Origin of the sequence: Collinsella sp. BA40 (assembly GCF_008014645.1) — a bacterium.
Lineage (GTDB): Bacteria > Actinomycetota > Coriobacteriia > Coriobacteriales > Coriobacteriaceae > Collinsella.
The window spans coordinates 89,837-109,423 of record NZ_VOWY01000011.1; the positions used below are offsets into that span (position 1 = coordinate 89,837).

The window sequence follows — 19,587 nt, forward strand, 5'->3', positions numbered from 1 at the left end:
CGCCTATGGCACTCACCGAAACGGACGTGCGCGGCATTGCGGAATATGCGCGCATCGCCCTGGATACCGACGAGCTCGCCGAGATGACGGCCTATCTGAACGATGCCGTGGCCATGCTCGATCCCATATTGGAATATGCCGATGCAGACGTCGAGCCGACGTTCCATCCCATCGGGGACCTTGCGAACGTCGTGCGCGCGGACGCCGCGGACGCGGGGCGCTCGCTTCCGATCGACGAGGCGCTCAAGGATGCGGCGTCCACGCGCGGGCGCTCGTTCCGCGTGCCCTCGATTCTGGGCGAAGGGGGTGATTGCTGATGGCGTGGATCGATTCGCTTTCGGCGGCCCAGATCGCCGCGGGCGTGGTGGCGGGCGAGTTCGGCGCAACCGAGGTCGCGCGCGCTTCGCTCGATGCGGTCGAGTGCCGCGATGCCGAAGTGGGCGCGTTTTTGCAGGTGTCGGCAGACGCCGCGCTCGAGGCGGCGGCGCGCATCGATGCCTCCCGCGCGGCCGGCGACCCGCTGCCCCCGCTGGCCGGCGTCCCGCTGGCCATCAAGGACAACATGAACCTGGCCGGGACGCGCACCACATGCGCCTCGCAGATGCTGGCATCGTATGAGAGCGTCTACACGGCCACGTGCGTGCAGCGCATGCTCGATGCCGGCTGCCTGCCCATCGGCAAGGTGAACATGGACGAGTTCGCGTTCGGCTCGTCCACCGAGAACTCGGCATTCCACCCCACCAACAACCCATGGGACCTCGAGCGCGTGCCCGGCGGGTCGTCGGGCGGCTCGGCTGCCGCGGTGGCGGCGGGCGAGGTGGCGCTCTCCTTGGGCTCCGATACCGGCGGCTCCATTCGCCAGCCTGCATCTTTCTGCGGCGTCGTGGGCATGAAGCCCACGTACGGCGCGGTCTCGCGCTACGGCGTGGTGGCTTTTGGCAGCTCGTTGGATCAGGTGGGCCCGTTCGGCCGCACGGTCGAGGACGTCGCGCTCGCCATGAACGCGCTCACCGCGCCCGGCCGCGATCCGCTCGACGGCACCTCGCAGGAGTTCGCCGTTGATTTCTGCGAGCACCTGGATGACGGCGTGACGGGGAGACGCGTGGGCGTCGTCCCGGCGCTCATGGAGGCCGAGGGCCTCGCGCCCGAGGTGCGCCGCGCCGTCGAACGCGCGGCCGCCCAGCTGGAGCAACAGGGCGCGCAGGTCGTTGAGGTTGAGCTTCCGCATCTCGACGCCGCTATCGCCGCTTATTACGTGATCGGGCCCGCGGAGGCGTTCTCTAACCTGGCCCGCTTCGACGGCATTCGCTACGGCTATCAGGAGGAGGACTGCGCGAACCTGGCGCAGCAAAGCGCGCTGTCCCGTGCCCACGGCTTCGGTAGGGAGGCGAAGCGTCGCCAGATGCTCGGCGCCTACCTGCTGTCCAGCGGCGTGTACGACAAGTATTACTACGCGGCCCAGAAGGCGCGCACCATGATCACGCGCGATTACGCTCGGGCGTTCGAGCAGGTGGACGCCATCCTCATGCCCGCCGCGCCGCGTACCGCGTTCAAGCACGGCGAGCTGTCCGACCCCACGCAGATGTACCTGTCCGACCTGTATACGATCTCGCTCAACATCGCGGGCAACGGCGGTATCTCCGTGCCGCTCGGCCTGGGCGAGGATTCGGGTCTGCCCGTGTCCGCCCAGCTGGTGGCGCCCGCGTTCCACGATCGCGAGCTTCTCACGTATGCCCGTGCACTCGAGGTCGCGTTCGGTGCGGCGCCCGTAGCGCCCGCTTGCGCCCAGAAGGGAGGTGAGCTTGCATGAAGGAGCTCGCCGAGGTCCTGAAGGACTGGGAGGCCGTGATCGGCCTCGAGATCCATACCGAGCTCACCACGCTCGATACGAAGATGTTCTGCGGCTGCACGCTCAGCCATGACGACGAGCCCAATGCGCACGTGTGCCCGGTGTGCCTGGGCCTGCCCGGCGCGCTGCCCGTGCCCAACGAGCGCGCGATCGAGTATATCGTCAAGGCGGGCCTGGCAACCAACTGCCAGATTCAAAAGCGCTCGATGTTCTATCGCAAGCACTACTTCTATCCCGATATGGCCAAGAACTTCCAGACAACGCAGGGGCCCGTGGCGTTCTGCATGCACGGCAGGTTGGACCTGGACGTGCGCGGCCGCGGCGCCGCCGAGCGCCCGGAGTGCGCGTTCGGCGAGGGCGAGGCGAGCAGCCTCGCCAGTGCGAGCGCCAACGCCGTGGGCCTGTCGGCGAGCATGGGCGAGCAGATGCCCGAGGGCGCGTCGTGCGGAGGTGCGGGCGAGCTGGGGCTGCCCGAGCGCTTCGACGACGGCAGCTACCGCGTGCCCATCCGCATTCTGCGTATCCACATGGAGGAAGATGCGGCCAAGCTCAACCACCTGGGTGGCGAGGAGGGCCGTATCACGGCGGCTGCCGAGAGCCTGGTCGATTACAACCGCTGCGGCACCCCTTTGATCGAGCTGGTGACCGAGCCCGACCTGCGTACGCCCGAAGAGGCTCGCCTGTTCATGGAGAAGCTGCGCCGCATCTTCCTGACGCTGGGCATCTCCGATTGCTCGATGGAGAAGGGCTCCATGCGCTGCGACGGCAACGTGAGCCTGCGCCGCCGCGGCGAGACGGCCCTGGGTACCAAGACCGAGCTCAAGAACCTCAACAGCTTCAAGGCGTTGCACGACGGCTTGGCGTACGAGATCTGTCGCCAGGCCGAGGTGCTCGAGGAGGGGGGCGTCATCTACCAGGAGACTCGCCACTGGGAGCCGAGCCGCAAGCGCACCGTGGTGATGCGCGTGAAGGAGACGGCCGACGACTACCGCTTGTTCCCCGACCCCGATCTGGCTCCGTTCGACTTGTCGGATGAGTTCATCGATCGCTGCGCATCGGAGCTGCCCGAGCTGCCCGATGCGAAGCGCGACCGCTTCGAGGGCGCATTCGGCATCAAGCGCGCGGACGCCGAGCAGATCGCCGGCGACCCGGCGACCGCGGCGTTCTTCGAGCAGGCGGCCGACGGTCTTGCCGGAAAGGCGGCGCAGGTGGTGGCCAACCTCATCGTGAACGAGCTGGCAGGCTATCTCAAGGCCGCGGGGGCGTCGTTGGAAGAGAGCGGCATCGCGCCGACGCAGGTTGCCTCCCTGGCCCGCCTGCTCGCCGAGGACGCGATCTCGAGCAACCAGGCGCACGAGGTCTTCGAAGCCATGGCGGAGAGCGGCGACGACCCCGAGAAGATCGTGGACGAGCGCGGCATGCGCCAGGTGAGCGATGCGGGCGCGTTGCAGCCCATCGTGGACGAGGTGCTTGCGCGATGCGCCGACCAGGCCCAGCAGTATCGCGACGGCAACCAGAAGGTCATCGGCTTTTTGGTGGGGCAGTGCATGAAGGCGAGCCGTGGTAGCGGCAACCCCAAGCTCTTCAACGAGTTGCTGCGCGCGAGCCTGTCGTAGGCCGGGGCGCGGTGGCGCCGGGCTGTTACGATGGGAGTCGCCATCACGTCTGCACGTTCGCGGCGCGCGGTCGGCTCCGTGGTTTAGCAACGACGTAAACGTGGTAGAATACGTAACCCAGCCATCGCGTTGCCGCGAGGGCGGTGTACTTTGACAGGTCGATGCATGCGCGGCGCATGGCCGCGGTGCCCAGACCTCTCGCACGAGGGGGCGACTGGTTTCGACACGATAGCTCTGAGAGAGGAAGCAAGCCGTGGTCTCCTCGCCCACGTTAAACTGGGGTACCGTCAAAATGAATTGACAACAATAATTTCTCTGGGCAGTATGCCCTCGCTGCTTAATTAATTAGCGGCGCGTCAAACCGGGGATTTCCCCGACTCCGGGGCGACGTCATGTTAGGGGAATGCTCCCGTGCACGTAGCCGGTATGGCACGGGATAAGATCGAACCAGCTAGGAACCTGCGAGCGCGTTGCCGCGCGCAACGGTTCCGAATCTAAATCGGCGACTGAGCTTGGAGATGCCGATCAGGGAGCTTTCGTGGACCGGAGTTCGATTCTCCGCGCCTCCACCAACCGTTACAGCAGGTAGATGTATGCGTCTACCTGCTTTTTTCTTGTGTATGGATCTTGCTGGGAGCGATGCCGGGGCGGGGCTCGGGGGCCGTGTGCGACGCTCGCGCCCCGCCTTCGAGCCCGCTGCACGGCCGGCAAGTCTCGCCGCGGGCTCGGGCTTGCTCGGATACGGCGTCCTGATTGTCTGGAGGGTGTTTGCGCGGCGCGTGTTTGTGGTAGAAGAACAGTTGTCGCTCATGTGCCTCGCCGAGAAAGGACATCGTCATGGATGCTCAGCAAAAAGCCGCCAACGCGGGAAAGGTCGCCCTGGTGCTCGAGGGTGGTAGCTTCCGCTGCGAGTTCACGGCGGGCGTCCTCGACGTGCTGCTTGAGCACGGCGTCGATTTTGCCGCGTGCTATGGCGTATCGGCTGGTGCGCTGAGCGGTATGAATTACAAGTCGCGCCAGATCGGCCGCGTGAACCGCGTCAACCTGGCGTACTGCAACGACGGCAACTATATTGGCGCGAAGTCGCTCGCAACGAGCGGCAGCATCGTTGGTTACGATTTCCTGCTCAACGATATCCAGGATCGAATCGATCCCTTCGATAACGAGACATTCGAGGCAAACCCCATGAAGCTGTTTGCCGTAGCCACCGACGTGGTGTTCGGTACGGCCGCCTACCTTCCGGTTGCCAACGCCGTGCTCGATGTCGACGTCTTGCGTGCCACCACCTCGCTTCCCTTGGTGACGCAGCCGGTCGAGATCGACGGCGACCTGTACCAGGATGGTGGCGTGGCGGACTCCGTGCCCATCGAGCACGCGCTCGAGGAGGCGGGCTTCGACCGCGCGGTCGTGGTGCTTACCCAGGATCGTTCGTATGTGAAGGGCCCCTATGACCTCATGGGTCCCGCCCGCGCCCGCTACAGCGCCTATCCGTATTTCCTGGAGGCGCTTGAGAACCGTCATGAGCGCTACAACGAGCAGCGCGAGCATATCTGGGAGTACGAGCGCCAGGGCCGCGCGCTCGTGGTTGCCCCTCCGACGCCGGTGGAGATCGGGCATATCGAGCATGATCCAACCAAGTTGCTGGGCCTGTATATCCAGGGCCGCCAGGAGGGTAAGCGCCTACTAGGGGCGATCTGCGATTTCTGCGCATAGGCGACCGCCGTCATGTGCGCTGACAATCATGTTCCGTCTGTGCAGAAACTCTGGTAGACAGCCGAAAGCACGTTGACTCGCGCCGCCTAAGCGGTATACTCAACAGGTTACTTTGCAGAGCCCCGTGAAACTCTGTTAAGACACGTACTGTACATGGAGGAGTCAAGTGATTCAGAAGTCGACTCACTACGCCAAGCAGGGTGAGGTTTCCCGTAACTGGGTCCTCATCGACGCCGAGGGCGCTATCCTGGGCCGCCTTGCCACCCAGATCGCAGCTATTCTGCGCGGTAAGACCAAGCCCCAGTTCACGCCCAACTCTGACTGCGGTGACTTTGTGGTAGTCATCAACGCCGATAAGGTCCAGCTTAGCGGCAACAAGGCAGACCACAAGGTTTACTACCGTCACACCGGCTACAATGGCGGCCTCAAGGCCGAGAGCTTCCGCCAGGCCATGGAGAAGCACCCCGAGCAGGTCATCGAGCGCGCCGTCCGCGGCATGCTCCCCAAGACCACGCTTGGTCGTCAGCAGCTCAAGAAGCTCAAGGTCTACGCTGGTGCAGAGCATCCGCACGCTGCCCAGAACCCCGTTAAGATTGACCTGGAGGCTTAAAGATGGCTGAGAACACCGTTGTTTACTACGGCACCGGCCGTCGCAAGAACGCCGTTGCTCGTGTCCGTATCGTCCCCGGCACCGGCAAGGTGACCATCAACAAGCGTGACGCTGCCGAGTACTTCGGCCGTCAGCAGCTGCTCGATGGCGCCCTGGCCCCCTTCAAGGTTACCGACACCCTCGGTTCCTTCGACGTCATCGCCCTGTGCGATGGTGGCGGCATCTCCGGTCAGGCTGGCGCCCTGCGCCTCGGCATCGCTCGTGCTCTGCTGAACGCTGGCGACTACCGTGCCGACCTCAAGCGCGCTGGTTTCCTTACGCGCGATGCTCGCGTCGTCGAGCGCAAGAAGTTCGGTCTCAAGAAGGCCCGCCGCGCTCCGCAGTTCTCCAAGCGCTAATTTCTTCTCCAAGAAATACACGCTTCGACGGGATCCACCCATTACGGTGGGTCCCGTTTTTTCATTGCATGGCATATTAAGAACATTGCAGTATATAGGTATAGGCTACCTAACACAGATGTTTTGGGTTACGATAATGACGTCTGCCAAAACGGTCTCTGCACGGGTGATCGAGGGAAATAATGTTCAGTAGGCTTCTACAGTCGTTTGGTTTGGGTGTTCGCGAGCGCGTGCTGTGCGCTCCGCTTGCGGGCAACGTGAAACCGCTCTCCGAGGTCCAGGATCAAACGTTCGCGCTTGGTTTGCTGGGCGAGGGCGTTGCGATCGAGCCCACGGGAAACCGTGTGGTTGCGCCTGCCGACGCAAAGGTCGAAGCCATATTTCCAACCGGTCACGCTGCCGCCCTTCGTACTGACGACGGCTTCGATGTCCTCATTCACGTGGGTCTCGAGACGTACAATCTGGAAGGGCGCCACTTTTCCGTGAAAGCGGAGCCGGGAGATAGCGTTGCCAAGGGTGATGTGCTGATCGAGTTTGATCGCGAGGCCATCGCCGCCGAAGGATACGACATCACGGTGTTGGTTCTCATCCGCAACGCTGCCGAGTTTGCAAGCCTCAAGGGCAGCGTGGGTACCCATGTTGCCGAGCTTGACAAGTTGATTGCCGTCAAAAGTCGGTAATCCGCGATCCTAGGGAAAGGGGTCACTATGATCAGGATCGTTCGTGCTCGTGACTACGAGGATATGAGCCGTAAGGCTGCCAATATCATTTCCGCTCAGGTGGTGCTGAAGCCCAATTGCGTCCTTGGCCTCGCTACGGGCTCTACTCCCATCGGTACCTATGAGCTTCTCGTCGAGGGCTACAAGAAGGGCGACCTCGACTTCTCCCAGGTTTCCAGCTACAACCTGGATGAGTATCGCGGTCTCACCCACGATGATCCCCAGAGCTATCATTATTTCATGAATGAGAACCTCTTCAAGCATGTGAACATCGACGTTGCCAACACCCACGTGCCCGACGGTGCCAACCCGGATGCCGCCGCCGCATGCTCCGAGTACGATGAGATGGTCGCTTCCGCCGGCTATCCCGACCTCCAGCTGCTGGGCATCGGCAATAACGGCCACATCGGCTTCAATGAGCCGGCCGAGGCGTTCTCGAAGGGTACCCACTGCATCGATCTTACCGAGAGCACCATCGAGGCCAACAGCCGTCTGTTCGACAACATCGAGGACGTGCCGCGCCAGGCGTACACGATGGGTGTTCAGACCATCATGAGCGCCCGTAGCATTCTGGTTGTCGCCAACGGCGAGAAGAAGGCCCAGGCCGTGTACGACATGTGCTTTGGTCCGATCTCCCCGGCTTGCCCCGCTTCCATTCTTCAGCTGCATGGCAACGTCACCCTGGTTGCCGACGAGGCCGCCCTCGCGCTCTGCAAGTAAGCGCGCGCTGCTGGCGGAAGGCTTAACTGCCATAGGCATCGTTCCATGTTGTCGAAGCCGCTCGGTCATGTACGACCGGGCGGCTTCGCTGTGTTTTGAGCTTCTTTGGACCGAGCGACGATGTATCCACAGCTGGTCCGGGAATTCGATTGTGACTAACAGCTGGCTAACAGTTTTCTAACAACCGGTGGATCTCCGCGCATCGCCCTCTCATTATCACAATTACCATGAAGATGGTAATAAATTATGCCAAGGGTCCCTATAGTTCTGCGAGGGGTTCTCGTTACACTCTCAACTGAATACCTGCTACCATAGGAAACGGGATAATGCATGCAAATGTGCATAAACCTGTTCTGTATGGATCAACTGTGACCCTACAGACAGGTATTGGTTCTCTTACCGGCAAAGCGAATGAGAGAAGATCCCTGACCCTTGATCACCTCATTCGCTTTACCGTGTAAGCGTGCACGCGAGGTGATTGGGGGAAGGAATGGACGAGATGACCAATGCACGTGCGATGGCGCGATCCGTGGGGAGCCAAGTAGGTGATTGCAGTCCGGTCGACCGTGGGGACCACTTGGTGGTTCGAGGTGAACAGGTTCGAGCGCTGCTTGCGGCGATGGATGGCGCGGGAATCGTATTTTTAAGCGCGCCGAAGGGATTTGGCAAGACATCCATGTTGATGCAGTGCGCCGGCACGCTGCGCGAGATGCCCTCGACGGGCGACGTGGTGCTTCGGGATGCATCGAGCTGCGACGCTCCGGGATTCGTCGGGCTGCTTGATGATCTTTCGAATTCGCTTTCGCCCCTTCCCACGCCGTATGTGCTGCTGGATGGTTTGCCGCTTTTAAATAAAGAACAAGTACAGGTAGTTGCGGCACGCCTGAGGGCCATGAGGGACGAGGGAATGAAAATCGCCATCGCGTGCACGCCGGCGAGTGCGAATCTGATTCGTGCGGTTTCGGACTCGACGAAGTACGGTGCTCCGTTTTTGCTGGTGCAGCCGCGTGAATACGCTGCATGGTCCAAGCTGTATGCCATCTCGCCCTCGGTGGATATCTATGCGCTGACACGCGGTATCCCGTGCTTGGTTGCCGAGGCGCATGGTGTGGGAGCGTCGGGGGAGCGCGGGCAGCTTGAACGGGCCGTGGCGACCTTGTACCAGGATGTTTTGCAGGATCTGGGGGAGCGTAAAGACCCTCTCGCGGTTTTGCTCGCATTCATGGTGATGATGGGCAGCGGAACGATTGCCGACTTCGAGAGAAACGGCATGGGGGTTCATACGGAGCTGCTCGTGCGCCTGCAGCGCGAGTATCCGATCGTGATATACGATGCGGAGCAGCGCGCGTTTCGCTGTTTGGGAAGCGATTCCGGTGTGCTTTCGCTGCTGCGTCGATCAATCGTGGAAACTCGTCGCCAATTCGCGATGAAGACGGTCAGAATGCTGATGCGTGCTCGGCGCGTGGATGCTGCCGTAGCCCTTCTGGAAGAGCTTTGCGATACCGCGGAATGCCTGCAAGCCATCTCGCAATTCCCCGTTTTGTTTGCGCTGCATGGCCATGTTAAGTTCATTCGGTCGGTGCTTGCCCATATGGACGGAGAGCAATTGGCGACCATGGATGTTTCCGTTGCGTTGGCTGGATGGATGGCCGGGCTCTTTACCGGGGAGTATAAGCTCGCTCGTGCGATGGCTACCGAGTTGCGTCATCGCGCGCATGAGATTGCCTCGTGCGTAAGCTATGAGGACTGGGTGATCGCGGTCGCCGTATCGGGACTGTGGAGCGATTGCAGGGCTGTGAACTTGCCCGCCATTATGGATTCGTATAAGGAGACGGGCTCGGTACGCGAAGCGGAGATCTTGAAGCGCCATGTGTCGAGGCTGGATGGCGTGCTGAGCGAATCGGCATCCAAGATGGCGATGCCGTATAGCGCGCCCGAGGAGGGCGAGGACGACGTTATCGTAACGAATATCCTCGAATACCTCGATGGTGTCTATATCGGGGCGCTTGTAGACGGTTGCGAATGGGACACGTCGGTCGACGAAAGGCTGACGAACCTGGTAAGACTGCTGAATGCGCACGATATGGGTGCGATCGCCGCTCGCGCCCGCGTGGTCGCATCGGTGCATCGACTCATGCATGCACGTCCGCTGATCGATGAACGAGCGTTTTCCGATGCGTCTCGCGTGGCGGTTCGCGAGTCGAATTTGGATGAGCAGCTTTTGATGTTGTTGCTCGAGGGCTGGCAATTCTTGATGTTGGGGCAGTTCCTGAATGCGCGCTTCCGTGCCCAGCAGGTGCAGAAGCTATCGGATGGTAGCAGGACGTTTCTGGTTGGTTGGGCGCAGATTCTCGAGCGCGTGGCAAAACTGCGTACGGACGCACGGCTGACGGTGCGCGAGGAGGCCGAGCAGTGCGATCTGTCAACGACCGCCCGTACGCCGGCGGAGGCATGGGTGACTGCGATGCAGCTTTCGGTGGCGCGCTTCGATGCCGATTTGTCGGCATGGTTCTCGGTGAACCGTGCGCAGCTGCTCGATCCGGCGTTTCGCATGCGCATACGCGTTGCCCTGTATGCGCTGGGAGGCCGCGCCGAATCCGTGCAGCGATTGATTCCACGCGATATGGCCAATTCGTACATGCTCGAGGACGGGCTTACGAAGGGGTCGTCGGGGCATACGGACTCCGTCGCGCTGCGTGAATGCATGGAGGATGCGGACATGGTGAACGTGAGCCTGTTTGGAGGCTTCAGCGTATCCCAGGGTGGCCGTATCTTGACGAACGAGGTGTGGAAGCGTCGCAAGGCGGCGATCCTGACGGCGCGCTTGGCGCTGGGAATTCCTAGCTTCGTAAGCAAGACGGTGCTGACGAACGAGCTATGGCCGGAGATGGAGCCGAGAAAAGCGCGGCAGAACCTGTATGTGAATCTGACGGCGGTGCGCCGGGCATTCGGCCAGCGCGACCAGGGGCCGCAGTATATCGTGACGCAGGCGGACGGCATAGCGTTGAATGGGGAGTATTCGGATACCGATATACGTGATTTCAATACGCTGGCGCGCGAGATATTGGTTCAGCGGGCGGGCGTCTCCATGCGTCAGGTGGTGGATGCCGCGCTAAAGCTGGAAGAGGTGTATAAGGGACCGCTCTACGTGCCCGATTGCGGCGATACGCGCTTCTTCGTCCGTATGAGGAAGATGTATCAGGCTAAGTTCATCGACTGCATGATGCGGGGAGTCGATGCGGCGATCGAGGAGGGCGATCTCTTGTCGGCATCCTGGCTGTCGAATGCAGCGATACGGCAGGAGCCGACAAGAGAAGACGTGGTGCGCCGGGCGATGCGCGTGATGGATCTTGAAGGCCGACGTCGCGAGCTCGTGGAGCTGTATCAAAGCCATCTCCATTATGTGCGTACGGAGCTGCATGGTCAGCCCGAGCGCGAGACCCGCGAGCTCTATGAGCGCATCATCAAGGAAAACGAGGATAGGGTCTTGTTGTAAGGCTAGGAGAGCACGATCCTTTCGATATCGTCACGGCTGCTCTCGCGATACAGGGCGAAGCGATGGCCGATAACCTGCACGACTTCGGCGCCGGTGCTGTTGGCGAGCAGGTTGGCGGCCTCGCGCGTCTCGAGAGTGCTGCCATCCTGGACGGCGCATTTGATGAGCTCGCGTGCCTCGAGTGCGGCCTCGGTTTCCTTGACGAGGGAATCGGTGATGTCGGACTTGCCGATATGGATGATGGGGTTGAGGTGGTGGGCCAGGCTACGGAGCTGGCGAATGTTCTTACCTGAGAGGGCCATGGGTGATCGCTCGCTTTCTGGATGGCTTGAAAATGACTGATGCATTACCGTAGCGCAGCTTTCGGCGGGAACAAGGGAATACGTGGTAGTTCGCAAAGAATGCGCAAGCGGAGAAGGGGAGGCAGGGGGCATGGTCCGGCGGTGCCGTGTCGTGGCGCGAATCGAAACCGGACGGTCGGGGTAGCTTGGGAAGGCATTATGCGCCGGCAGGATTCCAGGAGATGAAGGCCCAGGTAACGGTGCGCTCGTGGTCGAGCCGCAGGGCGCCTTGAGGCTTGCCTTTGCCTCCGGGTTCACCTGCATGCGGATTATCGAGAAGATGGTCGGCGAGATATGAACGCAGTTCGGGAAGCTTGTGGGCATGTGCATCGTCGAGCATGCGGGAATAGTCGGCAACGGCCTCGTCGAGGGAGTCGAAGGTGTCAAGGCGGGGGGAGACGATATAGGAGACTTCGGGCAGACGACCGAGTTCTATAAGCATGTTGAAGGCATAGATGAAGTCGTTGCTAGGGGTGACATCGATGCCGATGCCCTCCATGACTCGAGCGTCATAGCGCGGGCTCGGTCCGACTACGAGCGTGGTGCAGCAGCGACGACGCGCTGTTTGGTCGAGCTTGAACAGGGCGGCCTGGAGGTCGGTGGTGGCGATGGATCTGCTGGCGATTGCTACGTCTACGGATTTACGGGCGATGCCGCAGGCTTCCCAGTCATCTTCCCACGCAAGGTGGCGGCATGAGATCTGCTGGCCGAGGGAGGCTTCTTCGGCGCACTCGCGCAGCGTGTCGAGCATGGCGTGCGAGAAGTCGCATGCCAGGACCAAGGCTCCGTTATGGGCGAGCGGGATGGCGAGGGAGCCGGCGCCGCAGCCCATGTCCAATACGGTTTCGCCGGAGAGGACGCCTGCGTGCTCGAGGAAGGCGGTACTGTAGGGATGGGTTGCGTGGGGTCGAAAATGACGGGCGCGCTGGTCCCAGATGGCGGGGTCGTCGGCGGCGCGACGGTGCTGCTGTCGAGCTTTCCAGGCTTCGCTCCAGTTGATAGAGGAGGGGTCTGCGATGTCGTCGTGCATATCGCATGTCCTTTCGGGTCGATCGGTCGATGCGCGGATACGCTGCGTGCAGCCGGTGGGGAGCGTCCGCTTCGTCGGGCCGTCCTGTTCTTGAGCACCCGCATATGACACGGGCGTGAGGGGAGGCGCCCCGCATGGGAAAAGGGCCGCACCCGAAGGATGCGGCCCAGGTGTGCCTTGCGATTGCGCTCGCCGGAGGCCGCGTGGAGAGCGGCGTGGAGAGGGGTGGATGCTAGTTCTTGAGCGAGTTGAGGGGAGCCGGGAAGCGACCGCCGCGATGGGCGAGGACGGTGCCGGCATGGGGGTTGACGCGCATGATGGGGGCGCGACCGAAGAGCCCGCCGTAGTCCACGCATTCGCCTTCCTTCTTGCCGAAGGCGGGGATGATACGGACCGCGGTGGTTTTGTTGTTGATGACGCCGATCGCCATCTCGTCGGCGATGATGCCGGCGATGGCCTCCACGGGGGTGTCGCCAGGGATGGCGATCATGTCGAGGCCGACCGAGCAGACGCAGGTCATGGCCTCGAGCTTTTCGAGGGACAGGGCGCCGGATTCGGCGGCGGCGATCATACCGGCGTCTTCGGACACCGGGATGAAGGCGCCGGACAGACCGCCGACGGACGAGCTCGCCATGACGCCGCCCTTCTTGACGCAGTCGTTGAGGAGGGCGAGGGCCGCGGTGGTGCCGGGGCCGCCGCACTGGCCGACGCCGATGATCTCGAGGATGCGGGCAACCGAATCGCCGACGGCGGGGGTGGGGGCGAGAGAAAGGTCGACGATGCCCTTCTCCACGCCGAGGCGACGTGCGGCCTCGCGGCTCATGAGCTCACCGGCACGGGTGATCTTGAAGGCGGTCTCCTTGATCTTCTCGGCGACCTCCATCATGTCCGCCGTATCGGGCAGCTCCTCGAGGGCGGCGGCCATGACGCCGGGCCCGGAGACGCCGACGTTGATGACGGCGTCGGCCTCGCCGCTGCCATGGACGGCGCCCGCCATGAAGGGGGAGTCCTCTACCATGTTGGCGAAGCAAACGAATTTCGACGCGCCCACGCACTCGCGGTCCTGGGTGATGCGGGCGGCTTCCTGGATGGTCCGGGCGCACATCAGCACGGCGTCCATGTTGATGCCGGCGCGCAGGCTGGCAACGTTGACCGAGGAGCATACGCGGCTCGTCTCGCTGAGGGCCTGCGGGATGCAGTTGATGAGGCGACGGTCGGCATCGCCGATGCCCTTGTGGACGAGGGCGGAGTAGCCGCCGAGGTAGTCGATGCCCAGGGTCTCCGCGGCGCGGTCGAGCGCATGGGCGAGCGGGACCAGGTCGACGTCGCTGCATGCGGCGGCAACCTGGGCGATGGGTGTAACGGAGATGCGCTTGTTGACGATGGGGATGCCGTATTCGCGCTCAAGGTTCTCGGCGGTTTCGACGAGGTGCTCGGCCGTTCGGGTGATGTGGTCGTACACCTTGGTGCACATCCGCTCGAGGTTCTCGTCTGCGCAACCCATGAGCGAGATGCCCATGGTGATGGTGCGGATGTCGAGGTTTTGCTTGGAGACCATGCCACGGGTCTCGGCGATTTCGGCGGGCGTGATTGACATGCGCCTCTCCTGTCGGATTCTCGGGTTGCGTGCATCCCTGGATTTGCGGTTCTCACCATTCTACCGTGCACCCGAGGGGGTCTCTGCCATACGATTGAATTTATGCAGAAGTTACCTGCTCAAGCAGGAAAGGGAAGAGGAGGGCTCGGATATGGAGGAGAACGTCGTGGCGGGCACGGGCAGCGCGTGCGGTGCGTGCGAGCGGATGACGGCTGCCCGGCGAGCGGCGATCGAGCTGGTGGGTCCAGGCGTCTCCGTGCTGGGGGATTCGATCAGCACGCTGCGCGGTGCCGTGCCCGAGGGCTGGCGCGTGCATTATGAGGGGGAGGTTCATGTCCCAGGTGTCGAGAGCCGGGGCGACACATGGTGGGGCAAGGTGATCGAGCACGTGGGTGGGCGCCTCGTTGCGAATTCATCGTATTCTGGTTCGGTGGTCGAGGGCTTCGGCTTTCCCGCGGGCATAAGCGATGCGCGCATCGGGGCCCTGGTGGGCGCTGCGGGCGAGAAGCCCGACCTCGTCTTGGTGTACATGGGAATCAACGATTACGGATGGGGTGGCGGCAGGAACCAGGTGATGGGTGGAAGCCTGTCGGCGTCGGCGCGTCGGGAGGAACTCGAGGGACCCGCCATGGTGGAGCGCGTCGTGGGCCCTGTCTCGCTCGAGCGGTTTGAAGCGGCGTACATGCGCATGCTGGAAGGTGTGCGACGGATAGCGCCCGAAGCGCAGGTGTGGTGCTTGACGCTGTGCCCCGGCCATACCGAGGAGCGGCGGTTCGCGTGCTTCAAATATGCGATCAGGGGCGTTGCGCTTGCAGAATACAACGATGCCATCAGGCGCGCGGCGGCCGTCGCCGGTGCCCATGTGGCGGATATCGCTTCGTGCGGCGTGTGCTACGACGCCGTCGATGCATGCCATCCCACGGCTGCGGGTATGCAGCAGATAGCGGACATGGTGATCGCGCAGATGGAGGGCGTGCCGGCTCCGGCGTGGGCGGCGCGAGCCCCGCATGCGCTGCCCGTGTGCGCCCGGCCGTACTGCGCCGGATGCCCCCGCGACGACGCGGACGTCCGTCGGTGGAGCATCGCTTGCGCGGGGCCGCGGGCGGAGCGCAACGGTCGCTGCGGGGCATCGCCGGATGCGGGTGACGGCGTGCTCCGCAGCTAGCTTGAGAAAACGCGCTCGGCGATGCGCGCGGATTCGGCGGCGTCCTTGGCGTAGAAGTCCGCCCCGATCTGCTGCGCGTATTCGGGGGTGAGGACGGCTCCGCCCACGAATACGCGAACGCCGGGGGCTTCGCGCCGCAGGATCGCGATGGTCTCCTCCATGCTGGCGACGGTGGTGGTCATGAGGGCGGAGAGCCCGACCAGGGGGATATCGTGCGTGCGGACGGCGTCGAGCACGGCGAGCGGATCCACATCGCGACCCAAGTCGAATACGTGGTAGCCGTAGTTTTCCAACAGCATCTTCACGATGTTCTTGCCGATGTCGTGGATGTCGCCCTTGACGGTGGCGAGCGCGATGCGGCCCTTGTCGGCGACGTCGCCGGCGGGCATCGCATCACGGATCGTGTCGAATCCGGCGCGCGCCGCTTCGGCGGATGCCATGAGCTGGGGGAGGAAGAAGGTGCCGCGGTCGAAGCGTTCGCCCACCTCGTCCAGAGCGGGGATGAGCATGTGGTCGATGATGTCGAGCGCGCCGTAGCCGGCGAGCAGCTGGCGTACGCGCGCGGGGACATCGGCCTTGCGCCCGGTGAGGACGAGGTGATGCAGTTCTTCGACGGGCGATTGCGAGCCGGGGGCGATCGGTGCGTCCGGGGCTCCGGCGCCAGGGGCTTCGATGCTCGCGCCCGCCGGGGTTGTATAGGGGTCGGACCATGTCGCGTAGCGCTCGATATAGGCGCCCGAACCGTCGTCCTCGCCGTTGAGCACGCGGTAGCTGCGGACCGTATCCATGTAGCGTGCGGATCCGGGGTTCATGATGGGCGCATCGAGGCCCGCTCCGAAGGCGGCGGCGAGGAAGGTGGAGTTCAGCAGCGAGCGGGCGGGTAGTCCGAAGCTCACGTTCGAGACGCCCAGCGCGCAATGGACGCCCAGCTCCGCGCGGCATCGCGCGACGGCGTCGAGGATCTGGCCGACCTGTTGCTGGTTGGTGGAGGCGGTCATGACGAGGCAGTCGATGAGGATGCGATCGCGGCCGATGCCGTAGCGCGCGGCCTCGTCGATGATGCGGCGCGCGATAGCGATGCGCCCCTCTGCCGTGGCGGGGATGCCGTCCTCGTCGAGCGTGAGCCCGATGACGTTGCAACCGTAGTGCGCGGCGAGCGGCAACACGGCGTCGAGCGCCTCGCGCGACCCATTTACCGAGTTGATGATGGGTTTGCCCGCGTAGGCGCGTACGCCGGCCTCGATAGCGCGGACATCGGTGGAGTCGATCTGCAGCGGTAGCAACGTGGCGCCTTGCAGCGCCTCGACGGCGCGCGCGATGAGCGCGGGCTCGTCAAGGCCGGGAAGGCCGACGTTGACATCGAGGATGTCGGCGCCCTGCTCTTGCTGGCTGATGCCCTGGCCCACCACGTAGTCGATGGATCCCTCGCGCAGCGCCGCCTGCAGGCGCTTCTTGCCCGTGGGGTTGATGCGTTCGCCGATGACCGCGATACGGCGACCTTCGGCGGGCAGCTCTACCAGGCCTTGCGCGCTGGTGACGGTGAGCGAGCCGGGCGCGCGGCGCGGTTCGGGCGCCCGCCCGGCGATGATTCGAGCGAGCTGCTCGATGTGTCGCGGGTCGGTGCCGCAGCAGCCGCCGATGATGCCGACGCCGTCGGCGACCATGGCGGCAACGTCGTCGCGATAGGCGTCGGGCCCGATGTCGAACACCGTGCAGCCATCTTCGATATGGGGAAGCCCTGCGTTCGCCTGCACCATGACGGGCTTGGCGGTCGCGGCGAGCATATCGCGCGCGAAGGGGCGCAGCTCCGAAGGGCCGAGCGAGCAGTTGATGCCAAGGACCTCGACGCCGAGCGCATCGAGCGTGACGGCGGCTATGGCGGGGGACGTGCCCAGGAAGGTGCGTCCGTCGGCTTCGAAGGTCATAGTGGCGAAGATGGGCAGGTCGCATACGTCTTTGGCTGCGAGGACGGCGGCCTTTATCTCGGCGAGGTCCGTCATGGTCTCGATGACGATGAGGTCGCACCCCGCATCGGCCGCGGCACGCGCGCAGCGCGCGAATTGCCCGTAAGCCTCGTCGAAGCTCATCGTGCCCAAGGGGCGCAGCAGCGCGCCCAGCGGGCCGATATCGCCTGCGACGTAGCGGGCGCCGGCGGCGCGGGCGCACGCGGTGGCAGCTTGGTAGACCTCCTCGACTTCGGCGCGCCCATCGAGCTTGAGCGCGTTGGCGCCGAACGTATTGGTGGTGACGACCTCGGATCCCGCCGCTACGTACGCGGCGTGGATGCGCGTGATGGCGTCGGGATCGCTGAGGCACAGCAGTTCGGGTAGGGCGCCGGCGGCCAGGCCGGCGGCTTGCAGCATGGTGCCCATGCCGCCGTCGAACAGCAGATGGCGACGGCCCTCGAGCGCCGCGCGCAGGTCGGCATCGGCGATGCGGATGCTATCGAGGGTGCGTGGTGCTGCGGGGACATGATGGGCGTAGGTGGGCATGGGGAATCCAATCGGGGATGGGGTGGTGGATGACGGTTGGCCGGCGGGCCGAAGGCCGGTGCCGGGCGAGGGCGCCGCCGCGTGTGTGGCGAGGGTTCGCGCAGGCGGGGCTAGCTGTAGCAGACGAGGCCCCGGGAGCGGTACGGGCACGCGTTGGATTGCCGGCAGATGGCGCAGCTCGGGCGCGTGTCCGCATCGCTGGCGGGCCCGTCGAACAGGCCTATGAGCGCGGTGACGCTCTTGCAGGGAACAAGCAGGTTGGATGGCGTGGGTGCCACGCCAAGCAACCGTGCGGCGTTGAGGGCGTCGAGCAGCGACGGTTGCGCATCGAGCGGGCAGTCGCCGTATCCGCAGCTAAAGCGCCAGTTGGTGGAAAGCCCGCGCGCGCTGCCCGTGGAGCGGATGCGCGCTTCCAAGGCGTCGACGGCGTCTTCGACATAGGCCGAGCAGGCCGCATCGTATAGGGTGGCTGCCAGCGGGTCGCTCGCGCTCAGGACGCGCATGCGCCGTTCGGTGCCCATCCCGAGGGTGCAGCAGAGCACGGCGCAGCCGACGGCGTCCTTGAGATGGCGGAAGATGTCGCGCCCGCGCAGCTCGATGCCGCTGCCTGCAAGGTGGATGCACGGCGCCCCGTTCGCGTCGACGCCGGCTGCATCCACGCCGAACGTGCGAAACGCCCCGGCGGGCCGGGCGTCTGCGACGGCGAGCTCGGCGGCTTCATCGATGCGCCTGGCAAGGTCTGGACCCAGTTGCTGGCCGGTGTAGCCGAGGTAGCGCAGCATCTCCGGTCGGCTCAGCTCGGGCAGCTCGTCTGCGCTCGGTTTCCAGACCATGGACGCGTGCAGCTCGCTCGCGGCTCGGGCGGCGTCGGCGCCCATCTAGCGTCGCAGCGCGCTCATGGCGGCGCGCGCCACATCGAGGCGGTTCATGGTGTAGACGTGGCAGCCGTCAACGCCGTGCGCGGCGAGGTCCTCGAGCTGGCGGCACGCGTACTCGATGCCCGCGGCGCGCAGGCTCGCGGGATCGTTCTCGTAGCGGGCGAGCAACTTGATAACGGGCGATGGAAGCGAGGCGCCGCACATGAAGACCATGCGGGTGATCTGCTGCTTGCTCATGAACGGCATGATGCCGGCCGTGATGGGAACGGCGATACCCGCGGCCGCCGCGCGCTCGCGGAAGCGGTAGAAGTATTGGTTGTCGAAGAACAGCTGGGTGACGAGGAAGCTCGCCCCGGCGTCCTGCTTCTGCTTGAGGCGCTGGATGGAGAGGGCGGGGTCGTCGCATTCGATGTGGCCCTCGGGGTACGCCGCGGCACCCACGCAGAAACCGGCGTCGACCAGCGCGGGGATGATGTCCTTGGCGTAGCGGTAGTCGGCGCAGCCCGGTCCGGTGGGCGCGCCATCGGGGACGTCGCCGCGCAGCGCGAGCACGTTGCGGATGCCCGCGCCGCGCATCTCCTCGATCTTCGCGGCGAGGTCGGCGCGCTTCAGCGATATGCAGGTGAGGTGTGCGACGGACGGTGTCTGCAGCTCGTCGTTGATCATGCGGGCTATGTGCGTGGTGGCGGCGTTGTTGCCCGATCCGCCGGCGGAGTACGTCACGCTCACGAAATCGGGGGCGAGCGGTGCGAAGGCATGGGCTACCTCGCGGGCTCGCTCCAGTGAAAGCTCTCCTTTTGGCGGAAACATCTCGAACGACACCGGTAGGGTGCCGTCGTGCTGGGCGCGTTCGAATATCTGCGCGATCGTCATATGAAATCCCCCTTGTGCGACATGTGCAGTCCACTATAGCGCAGCAGCCTGATCGGCCCGGCGGGCGACAGCCTACGATACAGGTTGGTT

16 protein-coding genes and 1 other RNA gene are annotated in these 19,587 nt (G+C 64.0%); 11 read left to right on the forward strand and 6 right to left on the reverse strand.

Going from position 1 to position 19,587, the window contains the following annotated elements:
• The first annotated feature begins 5 nt into the window (after positions 1-5).
• The 10 genes from E4J93_RS05550 to E4J93_RS05595 all read left to right on the forward strand — a co-directional run bounded on the left by E4J93_RS05550 (position 6) and on the right by E4J93_RS05595 (position 11,121).
• Complete coding sequence (locus tag E4J93_RS05550) at positions 6-317, forward strand: aspartyl/glutamyl-tRNA amidotransferase subunit C (RefSeq protein ID WP_147588472.1); 312 nt, start codon at positions 6-8, stop codon at positions 315-317.
• Entirely contained in the window at positions 317-1,810 is a 1,494-nt protein-coding gene (gene gatA, locus E4J93_RS05555) for an Asp-tRNA(Asn)/Glu-tRNA(Gln) amidotransferase subunit GatA (RefSeq protein ID WP_147588473.1), read from the forward strand. Before E4J93_RS05550 ends, gatA begins: the two co-directional genes overlap by 1 nt.
• Complete coding sequence (gene gatB, locus E4J93_RS05560; protein WP_147588474.1) at positions 1,807-3,465, forward strand: Asp-tRNA(Asn)/Glu-tRNA(Gln) amidotransferase subunit GatB; 1,659 nt, start codon at positions 1,807-1,809, stop codon at positions 3,463-3,465. Before gatA ends, gatB begins: the two co-directional genes overlap by 4 nt.
• A gap of 206 nt (positions 3,466-3,671) precedes the next feature.
• Positions 3,672-4,037, forward strand: a transfer-messenger RNA (tmRNA) gene (gene ssrA, locus E4J93_RS05565).
• Positions 4,038-4,302: 265 nt separating this feature from the next.
• Complete coding sequence (locus E4J93_RS05570) at positions 4,303-5,178, forward strand: patatin family protein (RefSeq protein ID WP_147588475.1); 876 nt, start codon at positions 4,303-4,305, stop codon at positions 5,176-5,178.
• A gap of 166 nt (positions 5,179-5,344) precedes the next feature.
• The gene (gene rplM / locus E4J93_RS05575) at positions 5,345-5,788 is read left to right on the forward strand and encodes a 50S ribosomal protein L13 (protein WP_147588476.1); all 444 of its coding nucleotides are present in this window, start codon (positions 5,345-5,347) and stop codon (positions 5,786-5,788) included.
• A 2-nt stretch (positions 5,789-5,790) separates the two neighbouring features.
• The gene (rpsI, locus tag E4J93_RS05580) at positions 5,791-6,186 is read left to right on the forward strand and encodes a 30S ribosomal protein S9 (protein ID WP_147588477.1); all 396 of its coding nucleotides are present in this window, start codon (positions 5,791-5,793) and stop codon (positions 6,184-6,186) included.
• Between the two features lie 182 nt (positions 6,187-6,368).
• On the forward strand, positions 6,369-6,866 hold the full coding sequence (locus tag E4J93_RS05585) for a PTS glucose transporter subunit IIA (RefSeq protein WP_147588478.1): 498 nt from the start codon (positions 6,369-6,371) through the stop codon (positions 6,864-6,866).
• Between the two features lie 27 nt (positions 6,867-6,893).
• A complete protein-coding gene (gene nagB / locus E4J93_RS05590) occupies positions 6,894-7,625 on the forward strand; it encodes a glucosamine-6-phosphate deaminase (RefSeq protein ID WP_147588479.1) in 732 nt (243 codons plus the stop codon).
• A 676-nt stretch (positions 7,626-8,301) separates the two neighbouring features.
• Complete coding sequence (locus tag E4J93_RS05595) at positions 8,302-11,121, forward strand: BTAD domain-containing putative transcriptional regulator (protein ID WP_222705691.1); 2,820 nt, start codon at positions 8,302-8,304, stop codon at positions 11,119-11,121.
• A 2-nt stretch (positions 11,122-11,123) separates the two neighbouring features.
• Here E4J93_RS05595 and yhbY read toward each other — a convergent pair whose 3' ends face one another.
• The 3 genes from yhbY to E4J93_RS05610 form a co-directional block, all read right to left on the reverse strand.
• On the reverse strand, positions 11,124-11,423 hold the full coding sequence (yhbY, locus tag E4J93_RS05600; RefSeq protein WP_147588481.1) for a ribosome assembly RNA-binding protein YhbY: 300 nt from the start codon (positions 11,421-11,423) through the stop codon (positions 11,124-11,126).
• Positions 11,424-11,619: 196 nt separating this feature from the next.
• Entirely contained in the window at positions 11,620-12,492 is an 873-nt protein-coding gene (locus tag E4J93_RS05605; RefSeq protein ID WP_147588482.1) for a class I SAM-dependent methyltransferase, read from the reverse strand.
• A gap of 232 nt (positions 12,493-12,724) precedes the next feature.
• The gene (locus tag E4J93_RS05610; RefSeq protein WP_147588483.1) at positions 12,725-14,089 is read right to left on the reverse strand and encodes a PFL family protein; all 1,365 of its coding nucleotides are present in this window, start codon (positions 14,087-14,089) and stop codon (positions 12,725-12,727) included.
• Between the two features lie 151 nt (positions 14,090-14,240).
• Between E4J93_RS05610 and E4J93_RS05615 the strand changes: the two genes are divergently transcribed.
• Positions 14,241-15,254 (forward strand): SGNH/GDSL hydrolase family protein, encoded by a 1,014-nt coding sequence (locus tag E4J93_RS05615; RefSeq protein ID WP_187231621.1) that lies wholly within the window; start codon positions 14,241-14,243, stop codon positions 15,252-15,254.
• Here the strand turns inward: E4J93_RS05615 and E4J93_RS05620 are convergent.
• The 3 genes from E4J93_RS05620 to E4J93_RS05630 all read right to left on the reverse strand — a co-directional run bounded on the left by E4J93_RS05620 (position 15,251) and on the right by E4J93_RS05630 (position 19,497).
• Entirely contained in the window at positions 15,251-17,746 is a 2,496-nt protein-coding gene (locus E4J93_RS05620; protein ID WP_147588485.1) for a homocysteine S-methyltransferase family protein, read from the reverse strand. The genes E4J93_RS05615 and E4J93_RS05620 overlap by 4 nt on opposite strands.
• A gap of 110 nt (positions 17,747-17,856) precedes the next feature.
• Positions 17,857-18,579 (reverse strand): hypothetical protein, encoded by a 723-nt coding sequence (locus E4J93_RS05625; protein ID WP_255431934.1) that lies wholly within the window; start codon positions 18,577-18,579, stop codon positions 17,857-17,859.
• Between the two features lie 45 nt (positions 18,580-18,624).
• A complete protein-coding gene (locus E4J93_RS05630) occupies positions 18,625-19,497 on the reverse strand; it encodes a methylenetetrahydrofolate reductase (RefSeq protein ID WP_147588487.1) in 873 nt (290 codons plus the stop codon).
• Positions 19,498-19,587: the final 90 nt, after the last annotated feature.

Coding starts and splice junctions, on each gene's coding strand:
- E4J93_RS05610 (WP_147588483.1), bottom strand. CDS start 14,089: ATGTCAATCACGCCCGCCGAAATCGCCGAGACCCGTGGCATGGTCTCC.
- E4J93_RS05570 (WP_147588475.1), top strand. CDS start 4,303: ATGGATGCTCAGCAAAAAGCCGCCAACGCGGGAAAGGTCGCCCTGGTG.
- yhbY (WP_147588481.1), bottom strand. CDS start 11,423: ATGGCCCTCTCAGGTAAGAACATTCGCCAGCTCCGTAGCCTGGCCCAC.
- E4J93_RS05630 (WP_147588487.1), bottom strand. CDS start 19,497: ATGACGATCGCGCAGATATTCGAACGCGCCCAGCACGACGGCACCCTA.
- E4J93_RS05585 (WP_147588478.1), top strand. CDS start 6,369: ATGTTCAGTAGGCTTCTACAGTCGTTTGGTTTGGGTGTTCGCGAGCGC.
- E4J93_RS05550 (WP_147588472.1), top strand. CDS start 6: ATGGCACTCACCGAAACGGACGTGCGCGGCATTGCGGAATATGCGCGC.
- gatB (WP_147588474.1), top strand. CDS start 1,807: ATGAAGGAGCTCGCCGAGGTCCTGAAGGACTGGGAGGCCGTGATCGGC.
- E4J93_RS05620 (WP_147588485.1), bottom strand. CDS start 17,746: ATGCCCACCTACGCCCATCATGTCCCCGCAGCACCACGCACCCTCGAT.
- nagB (WP_147588479.1), top strand. CDS start 6,894: ATGATCAGGATCGTTCGTGCTCGTGACTACGAGGATATGAGCCGTAAG.
- E4J93_RS05605 (WP_147588482.1), bottom strand. CDS start 12,492: ATGCACGACGACATCGCAGACCCCTCCTCTATCAACTGGAGCGAAGCC.
- E4J93_RS05595 (WP_222705691.1), top strand. CDS start 8,302: ATGTTGATGCAGTGCGCCGGCACGCTGCGCGAGATGCCCTCGACGGGC.
- rpsI (WP_147588477.1), top strand. CDS start 5,791: ATGGCTGAGAACACCGTTGTTTACTACGGCACCGGCCGTCGCAAGAAC.
- E4J93_RS05615 (WP_187231621.1), top strand. CDS start 14,241: ATGGAGGAGAACGTCGTGGCGGGCACGGGCAGCGCGTGCGGTGCGTGC.
- E4J93_RS05625 (WP_255431934.1), bottom strand. CDS start 18,579: ATGGTCTGGAAACCGAGCGCAGACGAGCTGCCCGAGCTGAGCCGACCG.
- gatA (WP_147588473.1), top strand. CDS start 317: ATGGCGTGGATCGATTCGCTTTCGGCGGCCCAGATCGCCGCGGGCGTG.